The sequence below is a fragment of the Ketobacter sp. MCCC 1A13808 genome (genome assembly GCF_009746715.1).
In the GTDB taxonomy this organism is placed as follows: Bacteria; Pseudomonadota; Gammaproteobacteria; order Pseudomonadales; family Ketobacteraceae; genus Ketobacter.
Window position 1 is genome coordinate 1 of sequence record NZ_VRKW01000006.1, and the last position, 17,129, is coordinate 17,129.

Here is a 17,129-nt window from a genome sequence, read left to right on the forward strand (position 1 = left end):
CTTGCGCGCCTCAAATATTACTCTTTGACGAGAATGTCAGTTGCAGAACTTCGTTGCCGAATCTCTACCACCAACACCCACACTTATTGCTTCTAACAAACTGTTAAAGAACGTCTTTCTTTCCCTTACCCTCTTCGAGCAAGGAGGCGTATTCTACATCGTCCCGCTGGACTGTCAATCGATTTTTTAAACTTTCTCAAAACCGCCCGACTGTAAAACTTCGCCGCTTTTTTCAATACTTTCAGTATCTTAAAAGCTTTACTCCAACCTTCCCGGCCTCCTTGTCGGCTGCCTTTCCCGTCGAAGTGGTGCGCATTATAGGGACATCATTTCACCCGTCAACGCTTTTTTTAAACAATTTTTTCAACACCTTAGCTATTCCAACACTTTTACTCGCGCAAAACGCTTCTTGCCTGCCTGGCAAACATACGTGGCACCTGGGCTCAGCCTGAATTTCGGGTCGCGAACAGGCTCACCATCGACACGCACGGCCCCCTGCTTCATCATATCCCTGGCTTGCCCCGTCGTCTTGGTCAAGCCTGCCTGTTGCACAACATTGGGCAGTGGTATTCCCTCCGCACCCTCAGCTCTCAACTCAAACTCAGGCATATCTTCCGGAATTTCGCCCCACTTGAATTTATTACCGGCGCCCTTATTTGCATTTTCAGCGGCACCTTCGCCGTGAAAACGCTCAACCAATTCCTCTGCCAGAAGAATTTTGATATCCCTAGGGTTTTCACCCTGACCCACCCGCCTTTTGAGGCCCTCTATATCTTCATTGCTACGAAAACTCAGCAAATCGAAGTAACGCCACATCAAGTCATCACTTATAGACATTAACTTGCCATACATTTCAGAAGGCGACTCCGTCACACCTATATAGTTACCCAGCGACTTTGACATTTTTTGAACACCATCCAACCCCTCAAGCAATGGCATCATCAGAACTGTCTGCGGACTTTGCCCGCTGGCTTTCTGTAATTCGCGCCCCATCAATAAATTGAATTTCTGATCAGTTCCCCCGAGTTCAACATCGGCTTTCATTTCGACGGAATCCCACCCTTGAATGAGGGGATATAGAAACTCATGTATCGCAATGGGCTGATTCGACTTAAACCGCTTGGAGAAATCATCGCGCTCCAGCATCCTGGCAACGGTATGTTGCGACGCCAACTGAATCATCCCGGCAGCGCCCAACTGCTCCATCCAGCTGGAATTGAACAAAATTTCAGTTTTCGCCGGATCCAAGATTTTAAACACCTGCTCTTCATAAGACCTGGCGTTTTCCAACACCTGGTCACGCGTCAACGGCAATCGGGTCTGATTCTTTCCAGTTGGGTCACCTATCATGCCGGTAAAGTCGCCAATCAGGAACAGCACCTGGTGACCCAATTCCTGGAACTGGCGCAATTTATTAATTAACACCGTATGACCCAGATGCAGATCCGGCGCGGTCGGGTCGAACCCCGCCTTAACTCTCAATGGTCGCCCCGACCTAAGCTTGTCTAACAGCTCGTCCTCAAGCAATATTTCTTCGCTACCCCGCTTAATCAGGGCTAAAGCTTGTTCTGCAGTGTGCGGCACTTTTCTCACCTTAGATAATATACGTCTAAAAAAGGGGCGCATTGTAACACGGGCCTTATTGCCACTGTTATACGGGATGAAAATAGCGTAGCTTTGGGCTATTTTTAAAACGCCACCGGTTATGTGAAGTAGGGCTCAATGAGAAAATTAAATTTTCTGTAACATCCCGATTCAACTATCCTTATAATGATTATGAATGACTTAGCGACAACAACCAGAATCTACTCGAAACAGGCATGAAGAATCTTTCAAAAGCGAACGAAAACAAGCTGATAAATTACCCTCGACTGCATTTGGTAGCCGTGGCTGTGTGCTCTCTCACTTTAGTGTTAGCTCTCACTTTACTGCCATCACCCGATGCGACAGCAACAAAAACCGTTCGCCTGAAGACGCCCGTGTCCGAGAAGCAAGCCGAAGAGCCAGCAATTGCACCTGCCAAGCTTGCCCCGAGAGAACAGCTCGCTACATTATCTAGCGAACGCACCACCCTGAATAATGCCCAGTCTATTAACCCTGCAGCACCGGTAACCACACACACCAGCCAAGACTGGAAGGTCGAGAAAATTCGCTCCGGCGACACATTAAGCCACATATTCAAACGAGTTGGCTTAACTTCCAAAGATGTTCATAGCGTCATGTCTGGGGGCGGCGAAGTAAAAACCTTAGCCAAGATACAACCAAACCAGACTATCAAGTTCAATATTCAGGACGACACGTTACAAGCTCTTGAATATATTATTTCGCGCACCGAAAGCCTTCTGGTGGAAAAGTCAGACAACGGATACCAAGCGATCCGCTCGATTAAGAATTTAAAGCCCTTCACCTCCTACGCTGAAGGCACCATTAATTCTTCACTGTTCCTGGCTGCGCAAAAAGCAGGCCTTTCGGACAATCTGACCATGTCCCTTGCCGGCATCTTTGGCTGGGACGTGGATTTCGCGTTGGACATCCGCGAAGGCGACTCGTTTAAGGTGATCTATCAAGAGTTATACTTGAATGGCGAAAAAGTGAAAGACGGACAAATTCTCGCAGCCGAATTTACCAACCAGGGTAAAACCTTTACGGCTGTTCGCTATGACTCTCCCACCCAAGGCTCAAATTATTACACGCCAGAAGGCGACAGCATGCGGAAAGCCTTTCTGCGCAGCCCGATTGACTTTGCACGAATCAGCTCGCACTTCAACCTGAGTAGAAAACATCCTGTTCTGCACACTATTCGCGCCCACAAAGGCACCGACTACGCTGCATCCAGAGGCACACCGATCAAGGCAACAGGTGATGGCAAAGTCGTGTACGCCGGCCGCAAAGGCGGATATGGAAATGTGGTCATAATTCAACACGGCCAGACATATAAAACGCTATATGCGCACATGAATAACTATGCCCGAGGCATCCGCTCCGGGAAAAGAGTACGTCAGGGTCAGGTGATCGGCTATGTGGGTAGCACCGGTCTTGCCACCGGCCCCCACCTTCATTACGAATTTTATCAAAACGGTGCAGTTCGCAACCCGGTTACGGTGAAACTCCCCCACGCAGAGCCCATTGCCAAAGCAGATAAAAACGCGTTCTTAGCCTTATCAAAACAGATGCAGGGGCAGCTCTCTACCTACGCAGCAGCGATGAAAAGCGAGAACCTGGCTCGACTGGGTGAATAAGTTTACAGACGGGCTTTACATTGGGCTGATTTCCGGCACCAGCGCAGACGGGATTGATGCAGCGCTGGTTTCATTCAGACAGCATCAACCTGAACTGGTCTGTTCTCATCTTGAACCCTTTCCTGCCGACCTACGACAACGGTTGACCTCTCTGTTTACTCCCGGCGCGAACCAGATTGACCTTCTTGGCCAGCTTGATGTGGAGCTCGGGCAGCTTTTTGCACAGGCTTCGTTAAACTTGCTCAGCAAATCAGGTGTCACCAAAAACGAAATTGCTGCCATCGGTAGCCACGGCCAAACGGTTCGCCACAGGCCGACGGAGAGGCACCCTTTTACCTTGCAGATTGCAGATCCCCACTACATCGCAGAAATCACTGGCATTGATGTAATTGCTGACTTCCGGCGTCGCGACATGGTGCTGGGTGGCCAGGGCGCACCTCTGGCTCCTGCCTTCCATGAAGCGTTCTTGGGACATGCCTCTGAAAACCGGGTGATTCTAAATGTTGGAGGAATTGCGAATATTACGTATTTGCCTGCCGCCAATGTGGAAGGCGCCTTGGCCATGGACACCGGGCCAGCGAACGGGTTGATGGATGCCTGGATTCAGCGGCGCAACGGCTTCACGTACGATCAGAACGGCGCCTGGGCAAGCAGCGGTAAAGTGATTCACCCCTTATTGGAAAATTGGCTACAAGACCCGTACTTCAAGTTATCCGCTCCCAAAAGCACAGGTAAAGAGTACTTTCATTTAGCCTGGGCGGAAAAAGCAGGCAACCTAACCGCCTACGCACCAGAGGACATTCAGGCGAGCTTTTTGGAGCTAAGTGCAACTAGCATTGCAAACGCTATCGCCCAATTAGCAACGCCCGTTGACCGAGTTCTCGCCTGTGGAGGTGGAGTACGAAATAGCGCGTTAATGGCGCGTTTACAGCAACTTATCCCCTGCCGCGTACAGAATACTGGCGATTACGGCATACCCCCTGACTGGGTTGAGGCGATGGCGTTCGCCTGGTTCGCCAAGAACCACCTGCAGAGAATCAAACTAGATCTATCCGCCTTTACCGGCGCACAAAATCCGGTATTAATGGGAAGCTTCTTCCCCGCAAGCTAATGGGTAAAATTGAAAAATCAGATTGAGAAGGATGAACCGCAGCCACAGGTCGTGGTTGCATTGGGGTTTTTAACGATAAATTGCGAGCCTTGCAGGCCTTCCGAGTAATCTACTTCGGACCCTGCAAGATATTGAATGCTCATTGGATCGACCAATAGGGTCACGCCGTGGTTTTCGACCTGGGTATCGTCGTCCTTTGAATCTTCTTCGAACTTAAACCCGTAGGAAAACCCTGCGCAACCACCGCCGGTGATATACACACGAAGCTTCAGGCTATCATTACCTTCTTCCTCGATCAGGCTTTTCACCTTTCGGGCTGCATTATCGCTGAACATCATGACAGATTCGTCAGTCACTCTAAGGAATACTCCTTCGTATTACATTGATCGTCAAATTATCATGATTCCACCTTGAGCAGTCAAGGTACATATCCGGCGATGATCGATGCAGCCTCCCGAAACACCTAACAAACTAAGCTGCGCATCCCGCTTTTTGAGCGCCGTAAGAACCGATTAGGCTCCTCCAAAACAACAACTCAACCAACGAAACAAACATCTGCCGATAAAATAAGCGTCACTAACTGGCGTGGCTATGCTTCGGGTCTAGCTCAGGTTCAGCATTGCTTTTCGCGGCAGAGCCCGCCTTAGACTTTTTTTCCAGCGATAACGACACATCTGTTGCTGCCTGTTTTGGCTGATTGTGCACCAAAGAGCCATTTACAGCAGCCCCCATCACCATTTCGATCAGGTTATAATGCACGTTGCCGTTTACTTCTGCTTTCGCGGCAAGTTCCACATGGGTAGTCGAATGCACGTCGCCGTTGACCTTTCCATTTATGACGACATTCGGAACGTGAATCTCACCTTCGATTTGACCTGCCTCACTTAGTCGCAGCAAGGCTTCGCTACCTTCATCAGCTCGAACGTTACCTTTGATGGTGCCTTCTACCAACAAACCACCTTCAAATTTTACATCGCCATCAACAACCGTTCCCTTGGAAATCATCGTGGTTTTGCCGGCGTGGCGATCAAAGTCGACTTTCTTACCTTTATCCTTTCCCCACATCACTCGTTACCTCTTGTACTTTCCAATCAAACCGCTTTTCCAACCGGGTTGCTTTCCGGCCTTTGGATTGCGCGATCACCTCTATCTGCTCCGGAACAAACCCATCCGGGAGCACAACCTCACCAGCAACATCCTGAAAGTAACGGAATTTGAACGGTACACTGCTACTTTCGAACTCACCTGAAATGCCTTTGAAGGATAAGCTTTCTTTCTTGCCTTGACGCACACCCAACAAATTCATCGAAACTTTGCCCTGTATAAACGAACTGTTATCTGCAACCTGAGTCATCACAACCTTGTATTTGAAACGACGCTTATTAAACGTTGAGGACAGCTCTATTTTTTCGATACGCAAGCCTTTATCGTTTTTACCCGGCACCATGATGCTTTTATAAAAATTAACAGCCTCTTGCAGTTCAGAAACTTTGTTTTGCAATTGCACGTTTTCCTGCCTAACGCGCTCCGATGCTTGCCGCTCCAATTCAATTCCATGTTTATTAATAGCCGTCTGAGACTGCAACTCATCCAACTGCTGTTGCAGCTGAGCGTTGGTTGATTTCAGTTGTTCGACCTCCGTGGACACTTGCATTTGACTCTGACTTCCGTAAAAGAAGCCGGCACCCAAACACCCACCTGCAACAATCACCATAGTGAACAAAACCAATATGAAACTTCGCCAACGGGAGCTTTTCCCAACCGGCACCAGCATCATGCGCGGATCAGGCGAACTTACCGGTCGATCTGAGTCCCGCGCCACACTCCACTCCTTAAGGCATTAATGCAATTTGATCCAGGCCTGCCGATTCCGCCAGTCCAAACATGATATTCATATTCTGGACAGCCTGGCCGGCAGCCCCTTTTACCAGGTTATCTATGACCGATAGCACCACGACGGTATCACCACCTTGCGGCACATGCACTGCGACCCTGCAGTGATTAGCTCCCTTCACACTACGGGTTTCCGGAAGCGAGCCTGACGGCATCACATCAACAAAAGCGTCGTTTGCGTAGCGTTCCTGGTATAACGATTGCAAATCCGTACCGGTATTATTAAGACGTGCATAAAGTGTAGCGTGTATTCCCCGAATCATCGGTGTTAAATGTGGAACGAACGTCAGCCCCACCGGGTTATCGCTGGCACGTTCCAAACCTTGTTTGATCTCTGGCAAATGTCGATGCCCGGCAACGCCATACGCTTTAAAGTTTTCACTGGCTTCGCACAATAATGAACCTAGTTTGGCTTCGCGGCCCGCTCCACTGACACCAGACTTGACGTCAGCAATTAAACCATTCTGATCCACCAAACCTTGCTCAAGCAAGGGCAAAAAACCCAACTGTACCGCTGTGGGGTAGCAGCCGGGGTTTGCAACCAGGGCCGCTTCGGCAATGGCTGCGCGATTCACTTCCGGCAACCCGTAAACCGCTTGCTGGAGAACATCCACACAGGCATGGGGAATGCCATACCATTTTTCCCAAACCTGAGGATCCTGTAAACGGAAGTCAGCCGCCAGATCAATAATTTTCACGCCAGCACGTAAAAGCTCTGGGACCATTTTCATTGCGACACCATTGGGCGTTGCAAAGAAAACCAGATCGCATTCAGAAAGCGTCTCTACCTGAGGATGGGTAAATTCCAGATCCAGATACCCCCGCAAGTTCGGATAAAGCTCGTGCACCTGACTTCCCGCCTCGGAGCGAGAAGTTACCGCGGTTAAGGAGACTTTAGGATGCTGAACCAACAAGCGTAGCAGCTCGACTCCGGTATATCCGGTTCCGCCAACTACGCCGACTTTTATCTGGGCGCTATCATTCATGGCTAACTCAATTCACTTAAACTAACTGGGTATGCAATCATAAAGCAGCTCGTGATGTAATAAAAATCCTAACTTGTTGTTAATGCGAATTTTTTGATTAGTAAGCGTCAATACTGCATGCTATCAGCGTGACTGATAGGGTCTACACCGAGAATTGCGGCAACCCTATCTGGTAAGCGTAGCGTATTTGAGAACCCTGTCTGCTCATGAAACTTGATTTTGATCGCATCCGTGAAAAATTATCCACCGTGGATGCTTTACCATTACTGTCTTTGCTGGGAATTTTGGCCGGTCTCAGCTCCGGCTTGATCATTCTTCTGTTCCGGTTTGTCATCGAATTCATTCTGACACTGTTTTTACCCGGGTCGTCTGAGAATTTCGAAGCTCTAAACCCGTTACTCCACAGCGCCCTTCCGCTTGCAGGTGCGGCGACCCTCGGCACAGGCTTTCATTTTCTGGCCAAAGAGCAGAGGCGCACCGGAATTGGCTATGTCATTGAACGCTTTAATCTACATCAGGGCGCCATTTCCCTACGCAGCTTACTGGTGCAGTTTGGGGGCGCCGCAGTGGCTCTGATTAGCGGCTTATCAATGGGGAGAGAAGGCCCGGCTGTTCATCTGGGCGCCGCCGGTGGCAGCTTACTGGGACAGTGGTCGAGGCTTCCGAATAACAGTGTTCGCGTATTAACCGGGTGCGGCTGCGCTGCCGCCATTTCAGCTTCGTTTAATACGCCGATAGCGGGTGTTATTTTCGCTATGGAAGTGATCATGATGGAATACAGCATCTCGACTTTTATACCGATTATTCTGGCTTCGGTAGTTGGCGCATCACTTACACGCGCTGCTTATGGCCATGCGCCTGCGTTTTCTATACCGGAAGTACAGCTCGGTTCCCTGATCGAGCTGCCGTTTATCGTCGTTTGCGGGCTGGTAATCGGCTGCCTGGCGGCGGCTTTAATTTATCTTTCTCGAGAATGCTTTCATAAAACCAGGCGCTTGGGCGTGGGAGTCCGCTTCCTGTTAGCCGGAGCCATTACCGGGTTCGCGGGCTTTCTGGCCCCCCAGATTCTCGGAATTGGGTACGACACCGTAAACGCGGCTTTGGTCGGCGGCCTGGGTATCTGGGCTTTATTGCTGATTATGAGTCTTAAAATTGTGGCAACAGGCGCTTGCGTAGGAATGGGGCTACCGGGCGGGATCATTGGACCATCACTGTTTATTGGGGCGATGGCCGGTGCCATTTTCGGCTCTCTCAGTGCAGCCATGCTGCCGGACAATGCGAATATTACACTCTATGTTTTATTGGGAATGGCAGGCATGATGGCGGCTACTCTGGAGGCCCCCCTGGCCGCGTTGATGACGCTACTGGAATTAACTTTCGAAGCAAATATCATCTTTCCCGGCATGCTGGTTGTGGTAATTTCGAGTTTGGTGGCTTCGCAATTATTCAAACAAAAGAGTATTTTTCAAACCTTGCTGAAAGCTCAGGGGATTACAGTCCGCATCAGTCCACTGGCTACTCACTTGCACCGGATAGGGGTAGCAGCCGTTATGGACAGAAGCGTTCGCCGGATAAAGCCGCTGATCAGCCGTGAAGAAGCTGACGAACTCCTTAAGAAGCAGCCCAATTGGCTGCTAATTGAAAAAGACGGTCTACCGAGCCACTTTCTGCCGGCGGCCGACTTGGCACTGCACTTGGGTAATCTGGATGAGCAGTCAAAAGAAAAACCCTCCGAGAATGGCAACATAGAACAGATTAACTTATTGGATATCCCCGCGCACCGGGATAACGTTTCGCCCATTCTGCTGAGCGCCACGCTACAGGAAGCGCTTGAAACCATGAAGCGTCACGACGTGAACGCAGTCTATGTCCGACGCATGTCAGCACCGAACATCTATCGGGTTTTCGGCTTGGTGCGCAAGCAAGATATCGAACACTTTTATCAGGTATAGACGTCTATGTTATTGGTTAAAGCTTTCCATCTTATCGCGGTTATTTGCTGGTTTGCGGGATTATTTTATTTACCCAGGCTGTTTGTTTATCACTGCCAAGCGCTTGCTGAAAACGATACAACCGGTGCTGAACGCTTTAAAATCATGGAGCGCAAGCTATACCGCGGCATCATGACACCCTCCATGCTGATTGCTTTAGCTTTGGGTTTATGGATGCTGATTGACCGCTGGGATCCGTACTTTAAAACCGCAGCGTGGATGCATATCAAACTCACTTTGGTGATCCTATTACTGATATATCATCATATTTGCGGACGCTTTCTAAAGCGGTTTGCAGAGGACAAAAACGAGCTTAGCGAGCGCTTCTATCGCGCCTTCAATGAGGCGCCTGTTTTAATTCTGGTAGCCGTCATTATTCTGGTAACGTTAAAAATGCCAACTTGAAGTCGCGATCCAGGCCTGCGCAGGAGGACCCGTCATGGCTACGCAATGTAAACAATTTGACAGCAATAACGAATACTATTTCCAAGAAGGCTGTTTTATCATTGAATGCAGTAATAGTGTGGATGACCCTGCAGTTTCTATCGCCCAAGCTCGGGTTGAAGCAGGTAAAACCACTCGCTGGCACCGTCTGATAAATACCACTGAGCGCTATCTGATTCTATCCGGAACCGGTATCGCTGAAACCGAAGACCGGCCGGCCACCCCCCTGACCCAGGGAGACATTCTAATAATACCCGCTGGTCACGCACAGCGGATTCATAACCCCGGGGATAGTGATTTAGTCTTTCTGGCCATTTGCAGTCCACGCTTTGAGGTCCGGAACTATCAAGATGCAGAGGATCTGGTTTAAAATTAACCATTTGCATTTACACACCTGAAGGAAATCAACATGATGCTGCACCGTATTGTTGTCGTTGGCGGAGGTGCCGGCGGGTTGGAATTAGCAACCGTGCTGGGCAATAAAGCCGGTAGAAAACGGTTGGCAGAAGTCACTCTGGTTGACGCCAGCATGACTCACCTGTGGAAACCCAAATTACATGAAGTCGCTGCCGGAGTGCTCAACGCTGACCTGGATGAGCTGAACTACGTTGCCCACGCTAAACGTCATCACTTTCGCTTTATCATGGGACGTATGTCAGGGCTGGATCGAGACAACAAAGAATTGGTGCTGGCTCCGCACTACAGCAATGGGGAGGAAGTACTGCCGGAGCGAAGACTGTCCTACGACACCTTGGTCATTTCCATCGGTAGCAATACCAACGATTTTGGCACTCAGGGAGCGTCCGATCACTGCATTTTCCTGGATCAACGTGCAGCCGCCGAAGATTTCCACCGCCGCTTTCTGAACCAGTATCTCAAAGCGAGTCAATCGCACTCGGTTGAAGAGCCCCATTGTAATATTGCGATTGTCGGGGCCGGTGCCACTGGAGTGGAGTTAGCAGCAGAGCTATGCCATTCAGCTCATGAACTCGTGAGCTACGGCTTTGATCAGATTAAACCCGAAAATTTAACGATTACTATCGTCGAGGCTTCACAACGGGTTCTGCCGGTTTTGTCAGAAAAGGCTTCTATCGCTATTTTGCAGCAACTGGAAGATCTGAACATTCGGGTGATGACCAATGAGATGGTGACCGAGATCACCGAAGAGGGGTTGCACACCAAAAGCGGCAAATTCATTCCCGCCTCTTTGAAGGTCTGGAGCGCAGGCATCAAAGCGCCCGAATTCCTGAAGAACCTGGCCGGCCTGGAAAGTAACCGGATTAACCAGCTTATTGTCAAACCGACGCTGCAGACGACTCTGGACGAGCGCATTTTTGCGCTGGGAGACTGCGCCCAATGCCCACGCCCTGACAACGACTCTCCGGTGCCACCTCGTGCCCAATCAGCCCATCAACAGGCCATGCTACTGGCCAAATCCTTAATTGGCTCACTGAAAGGGAAAGCACTGCTGGAGTTCCAATATGAAGATAAGGGTTCACTGATCTCCTTAAGCAAATACAGCAGCGTCGGCAATATTATGGGCAATCTGAGTAAGGATTTCACTTTTGAAGGCAAAGTCGCACGATGGATGTACGTCACTCTGTACCGGATGCACCAGTTCACGCTGCACGGCACCTTGCGAACATTACTATTAATCATACGGGACAGGATTAACCGGCGGGCCAGCCCCAACTTGAAGCTGCACTAAAAGAGTCAAAAAATACTCGCCATGGCAGCCCAATCTGCAACATGGCGAGTGCATTTAACGCACAAATGCTAGAAGAGAAGATAGCAAGAGTTCTGTTTAACCACGCACACTCGGTCAAAACAGTTTTTGTAGACTGGTTAGTCACGGGCCTTATTGTATTAAATCTAAACGCTAATGCAACTGACCTTTAGTAACAAGATAATTGGCCAAACTGTCCACTCTAATTTAGAAACGAATAACCGTTGTGGTAACGCGCAAGCAGTCAAAGCTTAAGCTGGCGCTGATTGCCCTACTGCTATGCCCCCTTGGAATGTTGGAGTGCCCTGTGCTGGTACACGCTTAATATACTCTTCCAGCTATTTCCCGACTCACCCTGGCAATCTGCTCTGCCAAAAAACAGGTTGCCGGTCCGGCAGCATCTTTATCCTTATAAATTAGATATAGGTGGCCGAATCGACTGCCCCCTTCAGCCATATCCAATGCCTGTAATTCTCCGCTGCGCAAATCGTCTTCAATTTGAAGCCTGGGTACCCAGGCGAAGCCCAGCCCCTGCTTTAGGGCTCTGACGGAGGTGGTAATGTTGGTCACTGTCCAGCGCTGTTCGGCCTCTAACCAGGGAGCACTGAGCCTGCGTTGCGGACCGGAATCCCGAGTGACCAATTGTCTCTGCTGCTTTAAATCCTGGAGTGTAATCTTACGATCCAGGCCGTTCAAAGGATGATCAGGGCTGGCAACGCAAACAAACTCCAGACGTAAGAGGGGCTCCCCGGCAAAACCCTGAGGCACGCTAGGGGACACCAATAGATCCAGTTGCCCGCTCACCAACAGGTCCTGACCACCCGATAGCACGGATTCCATCAGTTCAACCCGCGTATCCGGATAACGCTGGGAAAACTGCGCTAAAACGCACAATAATTCGGTGTACGGAAATACTACATCCACAGAGACATCAATACGCGCTTCTATTCCCCGCGCCAGGTTCTCTGCAATTTTCTCCAAAGAAATCGCGCTGTCGAGCAACTGCTTGGAACGCCTCAACAACACCTCCCCCTCTTTGGTCAAAACCGCCTTGCGCCCAATAACGCTGAGCACTTTTACACCCAAAACCTGTTCCAGTTTCTTTACCGAATAACTGAGGGTGGATTGTGTCTTGTGAATCTTTTCAGCCGCTTGGGCGTATCCTCCATGCTCTACAACCGCTTGAAACGCACGCCACTGCTCTAGAGTGACATTTGGAATAACAGTACCTGACACAGTGAGCGCTCCCTTAGCAAACGATCCAAACATCTTATGTTTCGAATATTTCGATATTATCTTACGAAATATTCCGATTTTAAATCTATTTATTCGAACTAATATGGTTTCAACACCGAAACAAACCACATTCGATACAGGACATTCCAAGGAGCCGATTATGAACTTACTTCACATCAGCAGCAGCCTTTTCAGTGATCAGGGTAATTCCAAACAACTTGCCGACCATTTCGTTCAAACATGGATTGCGCAACACCCGGACGGCGCGGTAACCGAGCGCGACCTGAGTAAAGACCCGGTACCCCACCTGGATCAGGCAACGTTCACTGCAAATATCACCGCTGTCGATCAACGCACCGAGCAGCAACGGGCACAGGCACGCTTAGCCGACACCCTAGTAGAGGAACTGATGGAGGCCGATGTTCTTGTGCTGAGTGTGCCTATGTACAATTTTGGTATCCCGTCCACATTGAAAGCCTGGATCGATAACGTGGCACGTGCAGGCACCACGTTCAAATACACAGCAACAGGCCCGGTCGGATTAGTGAAAAACACCAAAGCAGTTGTGCTGACTGCACGAGGCGGTGCCTATGTTGGTACACCAAACGACACGCAAACACCCTACCTGACAACACTGCTGGGATTTCTGGGTATAACCGACGTGCAATTTATTTACGCTGAACGGTTGAATATGGAGCCGGAAAAAGCGCCTGAGATTATAAACAGAGCAAAAGCCGAGGCCGAAAAGCTGGCAGCGAGCACCTGAAACCCACAGTGAAAACGACGGTGATCGCCATACACCTTAGTTGAAGCACGTAGCCAAAACACGTTAAGGAGAGCCCAATATGAACACGATAATGCATCGCTTAACCGCTCAACCCGCCTCCGACGGAGCAGGTGTTAAAATCAAGCGCGTCTCCCCGGGTAGGGGTTACCGTATTCTGGATCCATTTCTGATGCTTGATGAGCTCCGTTCGGATTCCGCAGGGGATTATGCTGCAGGCTTTCCATCGCACCCGCACCGGGGCTTTGAAACCATTACTTACATGCGCAAGGGGTTACTTGAGCATCAGGATCACCTGGGAAATCGAGGTGTTATAGAAAATGGTGGTGCCCAGTGGATGACAGCCGGGCGTGGAGTCATCCACTCAGAAATGCCATTGCAGAAAGAAGGTTTTTTTCATGGCTTCCAACTGTGGTTGAACCTGCCGGCAAATGAAAAAATGCGCGATCCGGAATACCACAATCTGAAGGCTGACGATATTCCACTGATACGGGAAGGTACCCATGTGATTCACGTGCTGGGGGGCCGCTTCCTTGCCGGCAGCACAGTCACAAGCGGTCCGATAGGAGACCGGTCAACCGACCCTCACCTGTGGGATATTGAACTCAATGATGGCAACGAATTGAGCTTGAGACTGGATCCGGGCCTTAACGTACTGCTGTATGCCTATGAGGGTAAGCTCAGCGTGAACGGCGAGCCTTTGTTTACGCACCAAATGGCCACCACGGAGTCGGGGACCGCTTTGAGCCTGAAGGCGGAAAGCTCGGCCAAGGTGCTATTGCTGGCGGGACGTCCGCTTGCGGAACCGGTCGCCCAGTACGGCCCTTTTGTCATGAACACCCGGGAGCAGATAGAAGAAGCTATCCATGAGTATCAGTCAGGAGCCTTGACCGGCTCCTGACCGGTTATTCTGTCGCAGCGACCTGCACTGCCATCTCACTGATGCATACCGTGCTCAGTGATGATGGTGATGGGATTCGCTATCATCGGCATCCCTCTTTACCGTCAACGGCACTTCCAGCTTTTCACCATCGGAAAACTCGAGCTCCACTGTAACCGTTTCCCCTTCTTTTAGCGGCTGCTTCAAACCGATCAGCATGATATGACGGCCTCCGGGCTCGAATGAAATACTGCGGCCCGAAAGCACATCAAATTTCTTCACCGGGCGCATGGCTGTCACTCCGTGAGCGCCAACCACCATATGCATTTCCGCGGTTTCAGCAACGGCACTGCTGGCTTTAACTAATACACGATCACGCTTACTTTCATTCTTCAGCTCAAAATAAGCCGCCGTAGTACCCGTTACCGGGGGCACCATCCGAACCCAGCCTTTTTCCACACTAAGCTCGGTAGCGGCGATAACCACACCGGAAAATCCGAGAGCCAATGTCATCACAACTGTTTTAATCCACATGATCACTATTCCTTATAATAAACTTTCAATACCCTCGACAATTTTGTCGATAGGTTCATCAGTACCGTACAGTGCCCGGATGCGTCCGGCGTCATCCAATAAATAAATATAATCGCTGTGGGAAAACAATATCCCGGCGGCGGATTCCGATTTCTGCTCTATCGCAATGACACCATACAGCTTGTTCACTTCTGCAATTTGCTCCGGTGTTCCGGTGAATCCCACAAACTCTTTACCGAAATACGGCAGATATTGCTTCAGCCGCTCTACCGTGTCGCGCACCGGATCAAAGGTAATAAAAACTGGCTGCACTTTGCTACGACTATCACCCAGTGCATTCATCACATTGGCCATACGATTCAACACCATAGGGCATATATCAGGACAATGGGTATAGCCAAAATTCAGCAACACCACTTTACCTGCAAAATCACTTAATTTGCCCTTCCCCCCTTCAGTTGAATCGAGCTGAAAATCACCGCCGAGCTTGTTATTGACCGGTAACTCCTGCTTTGCAGAAGATTGTGAATCACAGGCGGTAAGCGGCAGGACCAGCAACAAGCTCAATATTGGGCCCGACACTAGCTTAAGCAATGATTTCATGTATTTGCAGACTCCCTGATTTATAACGAAATTTTGCACGCTTCGATACTAACTTAAAGCCAGCGTTGCTGAAACTGTGAAAACTGCCGCAGTCCCCTGTATAATGCGCATCCCCTGTAATGCTCTGATGTTGATACCATGCGCAAGAAACTGTTTATTGAGACCCACGGCTGCCAAATGAACGAATACGACTCCAATCGTATGGCCGATTTATTGGGCGTTTCCTACCAACTGGAGTTGACAGACAAGGCGGAGGATGCTGATGTCTTGCTGCTCAACACCTGCTCCATCCGGGAAAAGGCGCAAGAAAAAGTATTCCATCAGCTTGGACGCTGGAAAAAATTAAAAGACCGTAATCCTGAACTGGTGATCGGAGTCGGAGGCTGTGTAGCAAGCCAGGAAGGCTCGGCAATTCGTGATCGAGCGCCCTATGTCGACATGGTGTTTGGCCCACAAACATTGCACCGTCTACCCAATATGATCGAAACCATCGACGTTACGCACGAACCAGTTGTCGATGTCAGCTTCCCGGAAATAGAAAAGTTCGATAATTTGCCGGAGCCCAGTGTAGACGGGCCGAAGGCCTTTGTATCCATCATGGAGGGCTGCAGCAAGTACTGCACATTTTGCGTCGTACCCTACACGCGAGGCGAGGAAATAAGCCGACGCTTTGAAGACGTCATTAAAGAAGTAACTCACCTGGCCAACCAGGGTGTTCGTGAGGTCAACCTTTTGGGGCAGAATGTGAACGCCTATCGCGGCGAAAATGCGGAAGGCGATCAGGTTGATTTGGCTGAGTTAATCGACCGCATCTCCGATATACAGGGCATCGGCCGTATCCGGTTCACCACCAGCCATCCGGTTGAATTCAGTGATTCCCTTATCGACATATACGCCCGCGCGCCCAAATTGGTCAGCCATCTCCACTTGCCAGTGCAAAGTGGATCAGATCGCATCCTAAGCGCCATGAAACGGGGGCATCTGGCTGACGAATACCGCGCCAAGATCGCGCGCATTGTTGCGAATCGCCCCGACATCAGCTTGTCATCCGATTTTATCATCGGTTTCCCCGGAGAAACCGAGGACGACTTTAACGACACCCTTCAGCTCATTGACGACATTGGCTTTGATACCAGCTTCAGCTTTATCTACAGCGCCCGCCCGGGAACACCGGCGGCCGATCTGGTGGATGACACACCGATGGTCGAGAAGAAGCGTCGATTATCTCTATTGCAACACCGTATTTTACAGAATGCGCAGGAGATAAGCCGCCGCATGGTGGGAAGTGAACAGGTTATTCTGGTTGATGGCATCTCAAGAAAAGATCCTGGCCAGCTACAGGGGCGCACTGAAAACAATCGGGTGGTGAATTTCAGACATGACGATGACGAACTAATCGGCCGCTTTGTCAAGGTGCATATTGAACAGGCACTACCAAACTCGTTGCTGGGTCGTTTCTGTGAAATGGCGGAAGATAATTTGGAGCTGACGTCGCCGTAATAAAGGCCGCAAAAAATAAACGGTGGCCGGCGATAAAAATCGTCCGGACCACCGCATCCTGCGTTGTTCACGAATACAGCAAACTATAAAAGAAACCCGGAAACCCGCACGAATACGACTTAATTTCGTACCGGCTTCCATGCTAACACCCCAGCATATTGCCCCAATGGGTTTCTACAGGCTTTCCCCCAGGAATACTGAT

17 protein-coding genes are annotated in these 17,129 nt (G+C 49.9%); 9 read left to right on the forward strand and 8 right to left on the reverse strand.

The window, feature by feature from the left end; all coding sequences use genetic code 11:
• Positions 1 to 375: 375 nt before the first annotated feature.
• Positions 376 to 1,584: a tyrosine--tRNA ligase gene (tyrS, locus tag FT643_RS12500; protein WP_317622018.1), complete on the reverse strand. Its 1,209-nt coding sequence runs from the start codon at positions 1,582 to 1,584 to the stop codon at positions 376 to 378.
• A gap of 236 nt (positions 1,585 to 1,820) precedes the next feature.
• On the opposite strand from tyrS, the gene FT643_RS12505 reads away from it, so the two are divergent.
• Together FT643_RS12505 and FT643_RS12510 are read left to right on the forward strand one after the other, a co-directional pair.
• Positions 1,821 to 3,239 carry an OapA family protein gene (locus FT643_RS12505; RefSeq protein WP_156871749.1) on the forward strand — a complete coding sequence of 473 codons (1,419 nt, stop codon included), beginning with the start codon at positions 1,821 to 1,823 and terminating at the stop codon, positions 3,237 to 3,239.
• Positions 3,232 to 4,350, forward strand: coding sequence for an anhydro-N-acetylmuramic acid kinase (locus tag FT643_RS12510; protein WP_317622019.1), 1,119 nt, complete (start codon positions 3,232 to 3,234; stop codon positions 4,348 to 4,350). The genes FT643_RS12505 and FT643_RS12510 overlap by 8 nt, the downstream gene beginning before the upstream one ends.
• A 17-nt stretch (positions 4,351 to 4,367) precedes the next feature.
• On the opposite strand, the gene erpA is transcribed toward FT643_RS12510, so the two are convergent.
• From erpA to argC, 4 genes are all read right to left on the reverse strand, one after another.
• Positions 4,368 to 4,688 carry an iron-sulfur cluster insertion protein ErpA gene (erpA, locus tag FT643_RS12515; protein WP_156871946.1) on the reverse strand — a complete coding sequence of 107 codons (321 nt, stop codon included), beginning with the start codon at positions 4,686 to 4,688 and terminating at the stop codon, positions 4,368 to 4,370.
• A gap of 238 nt (positions 4,689 to 4,926) precedes the next feature.
• A complete protein-coding gene (locus FT643_RS12520) occupies positions 4,927 to 5,415 on the reverse strand; it encodes a bactofilin family protein (RefSeq protein WP_156871947.1) in 489 nt (162 codons plus the stop codon).
• Positions 5,399 to 6,172, reverse strand: coding sequence for a DUF6776 family protein (locus FT643_RS12525; RefSeq protein ID WP_156871750.1), 774 nt, complete (start codon positions 6,170 to 6,172; stop codon positions 5,399 to 5,401). The genes FT643_RS12520 and FT643_RS12525 overlap by 17 nt, the downstream gene beginning before the upstream one ends.
• A gap of 10 nt (positions 6,173 to 6,182) precedes the next feature.
• Positions 6,183 to 7,229 carry an N-acetyl-gamma-glutamyl-phosphate reductase gene (gene argC / locus FT643_RS12530; protein ID WP_156871751.1) on the reverse strand — a complete coding sequence of 349 codons (1,047 nt, stop codon included), beginning with the start codon at positions 7,227 to 7,229 and terminating at the stop codon, positions 6,183 to 6,185.
• A gap of 206 nt (positions 7,230 to 7,435) precedes the next feature.
• Here argC and FT643_RS12535 point away from each other — a divergent pair, with 206 nt between their 5' ends.
• From FT643_RS12535 to FT643_RS12550, 4 genes are read left to right on the forward strand one after another with little or no spacing between them, the layout of a single operon-like run.
• Entirely contained in the window at positions 7,436 to 9,181 is a 1,746-nt protein-coding gene (locus tag FT643_RS12535; protein ID WP_156871752.1) for a chloride channel protein, read from the forward strand.
• Positions 9,182 to 9,187: 6 nt separating this feature from the next.
• Positions 9,188 to 9,625: a protoporphyrinogen oxidase HemJ gene (gene hemJ, locus FT643_RS12540; RefSeq protein WP_156871753.1), complete on the forward strand. Its 438-nt coding sequence runs from the start codon at positions 9,188 to 9,190 to the stop codon at positions 9,623 to 9,625.
• Between the two features lie 34 nt (positions 9,626 to 9,659).
• Positions 9,660 to 10,034: a cupin domain-containing protein gene (locus tag FT643_RS12545; protein ID WP_156871754.1), complete on the forward strand. Its 375-nt coding sequence runs from the start codon at positions 9,660 to 9,662 to the stop codon at positions 10,032 to 10,034.
• Positions 10,035 to 10,076: 42 nt separating this feature from the next.
• A complete protein-coding gene (locus FT643_RS12550; RefSeq protein WP_156871948.1) occupies positions 10,077 to 11,372 on the forward strand; it encodes an NAD(P)/FAD-dependent oxidoreductase in 1,296 nt (431 codons plus the stop codon).
• Between the two features lie 339 nt (positions 11,373 to 11,711).
• Here the strand turns inward: FT643_RS12550 and FT643_RS12555 are convergent, their stop codons facing one another.
• Positions 11,712 to 12,626 (reverse strand): LysR family transcriptional regulator, encoded by a 915-nt coding sequence (locus FT643_RS12555; RefSeq protein ID WP_317622020.1) that lies wholly within the window; start codon positions 12,624 to 12,626, stop codon positions 11,712 to 11,714.
• Between the two features lie 160 nt (positions 12,627 to 12,786).
• Here FT643_RS12555 and FT643_RS12560 point away from each other — a divergent pair, with 160 nt between their 5' ends.
• Both FT643_RS12560 and FT643_RS12565 read left to right on the forward strand, forming a co-directional pair.
• Positions 12,787 to 13,392 carry an FMN-dependent NADH-azoreductase gene (locus FT643_RS12560; RefSeq protein WP_156871756.1) on the forward strand — a complete coding sequence of 202 codons (606 nt, stop codon included), beginning with the start codon at positions 12,787 to 12,789 and terminating at the stop codon, positions 13,390 to 13,392.
• A gap of 79 nt (positions 13,393 to 13,471) precedes the next feature.
• Positions 13,472 to 14,311: a pirin family protein gene (locus tag FT643_RS12565; RefSeq protein WP_156871757.1), complete on the forward strand. Its 840-nt coding sequence runs from the start codon at positions 13,472 to 13,474 to the stop codon at positions 14,309 to 14,311.
• Positions 14,312 to 14,365: 54 nt separating this feature from the next.
• On the opposite strand, the gene FT643_RS12570 is transcribed toward FT643_RS12565, so the two are convergent.
• Positions 14,366 to 14,824 carry a copper chaperone PCu(A)C gene (locus FT643_RS12570; RefSeq protein ID WP_156871758.1) on the reverse strand — a complete coding sequence of 153 codons (459 nt, stop codon included), beginning with the start codon at positions 14,822 to 14,824 and terminating at the stop codon, positions 14,366 to 14,368.
• A 12-nt stretch (positions 14,825 to 14,836) separates the two neighbouring features.
• Positions 14,837 to 15,427 (reverse strand): SCO family protein, encoded by a 591-nt coding sequence (locus tag FT643_RS12575; protein WP_156871759.1) that lies wholly within the window; start codon positions 15,425 to 15,427, stop codon positions 14,837 to 14,839.
• Between the two features lie 138 nt (positions 15,428 to 15,565).
• On the opposite strand from FT643_RS12575, the gene miaB reads away from it, so the two are divergent.
• The gene (miaB, locus tag FT643_RS12580) at positions 15,566 to 16,927 is read left to right on the forward strand and encodes a tRNA (N6-isopentenyl adenosine(37)-C2)-methylthiotransferase MiaB (RefSeq protein WP_156871760.1); all 1,362 of its coding nucleotides are present in this window, start codon (positions 15,566 to 15,568) and stop codon (positions 16,925 to 16,927) included.
• The last annotated feature ends 202 nt before the right edge of the window (positions 16,928 to 17,129 follow it).

What these genes read in the sequence shown, in the direction of transcription:
- FT643_RS12505 (WP_156871749.1), top strand. Translation starts at nt 1,821, where the DNA reads ATGAAGAATCTTTCAAAAGCGAACGAAAACAAGCTGATAAATTACCCT.
- erpA (WP_156871946.1), bottom strand. Translation starts at nt 4,688, where the DNA reads ATGATGTTCAGCGATAATGCAGCCCGAAAGGTGAAAAGCCTGATCGAG.
- FT643_RS12570 (WP_156871758.1), bottom strand. Translation starts at nt 14,824, where the DNA reads ATGTGGATTAAAACAGTTGTGATGACATTGGCTCTCGGATTTTCCGGT.
- FT643_RS12520 (WP_156871947.1), bottom strand. Translation starts at nt 5,415, where the DNA reads ATGTGGGGAAAGGATAAAGGTAAGAAAGTCGACTTTGATCGCCACGCC.
- FT643_RS12545 (WP_156871754.1), top strand. Translation starts at nt 9,660, where the DNA reads ATGGCTACGCAATGTAAACAATTTGACAGCAATAACGAATACTATTTC.
- FT643_RS12565 (WP_156871757.1), top strand. Translation starts at nt 13,472, where the DNA reads ATGAACACGATAATGCATCGCTTAACCGCTCAACCCGCCTCCGACGGA.
- FT643_RS12575 (WP_156871759.1), bottom strand. Translation starts at nt 15,427, where the DNA reads ATGAAATCATTGCTTAAGCTAGTGTCGGGCCCAATATTGAGCTTGTTG.
- FT643_RS12550 (WP_156871948.1), top strand. Translation starts at nt 10,077, where the DNA reads ATGCTGCACCGTATTGTTGTCGTTGGCGGAGGTGCCGGCGGGTTGGAA.
- FT643_RS12560 (WP_156871756.1), top strand. Translation starts at nt 12,787, where the DNA reads ATGAACTTACTTCACATCAGCAGCAGCCTTTTCAGTGATCAGGGTAAT.
- argC (WP_156871751.1), bottom strand. Translation starts at nt 7,229, where the DNA reads ATGAATGATAGCGCCCAGATAAAAGTCGGCGTAGTTGGCGGAACCGGA.
- hemJ (WP_156871753.1), top strand. Translation starts at nt 9,188, where the DNA reads ATGTTATTGGTTAAAGCTTTCCATCTTATCGCGGTTATTTGCTGGTTT.
- FT643_RS12535 (WP_156871752.1), top strand. Translation starts at nt 7,436, where the DNA reads ATGAAACTTGATTTTGATCGCATCCGTGAAAAATTATCCACCGTGGAT.
- miaB (WP_156871760.1), top strand. Translation starts at nt 15,566, where the DNA reads ATGCGCAAGAAACTGTTTATTGAGACCCACGGCTGCCAAATGAACGAA.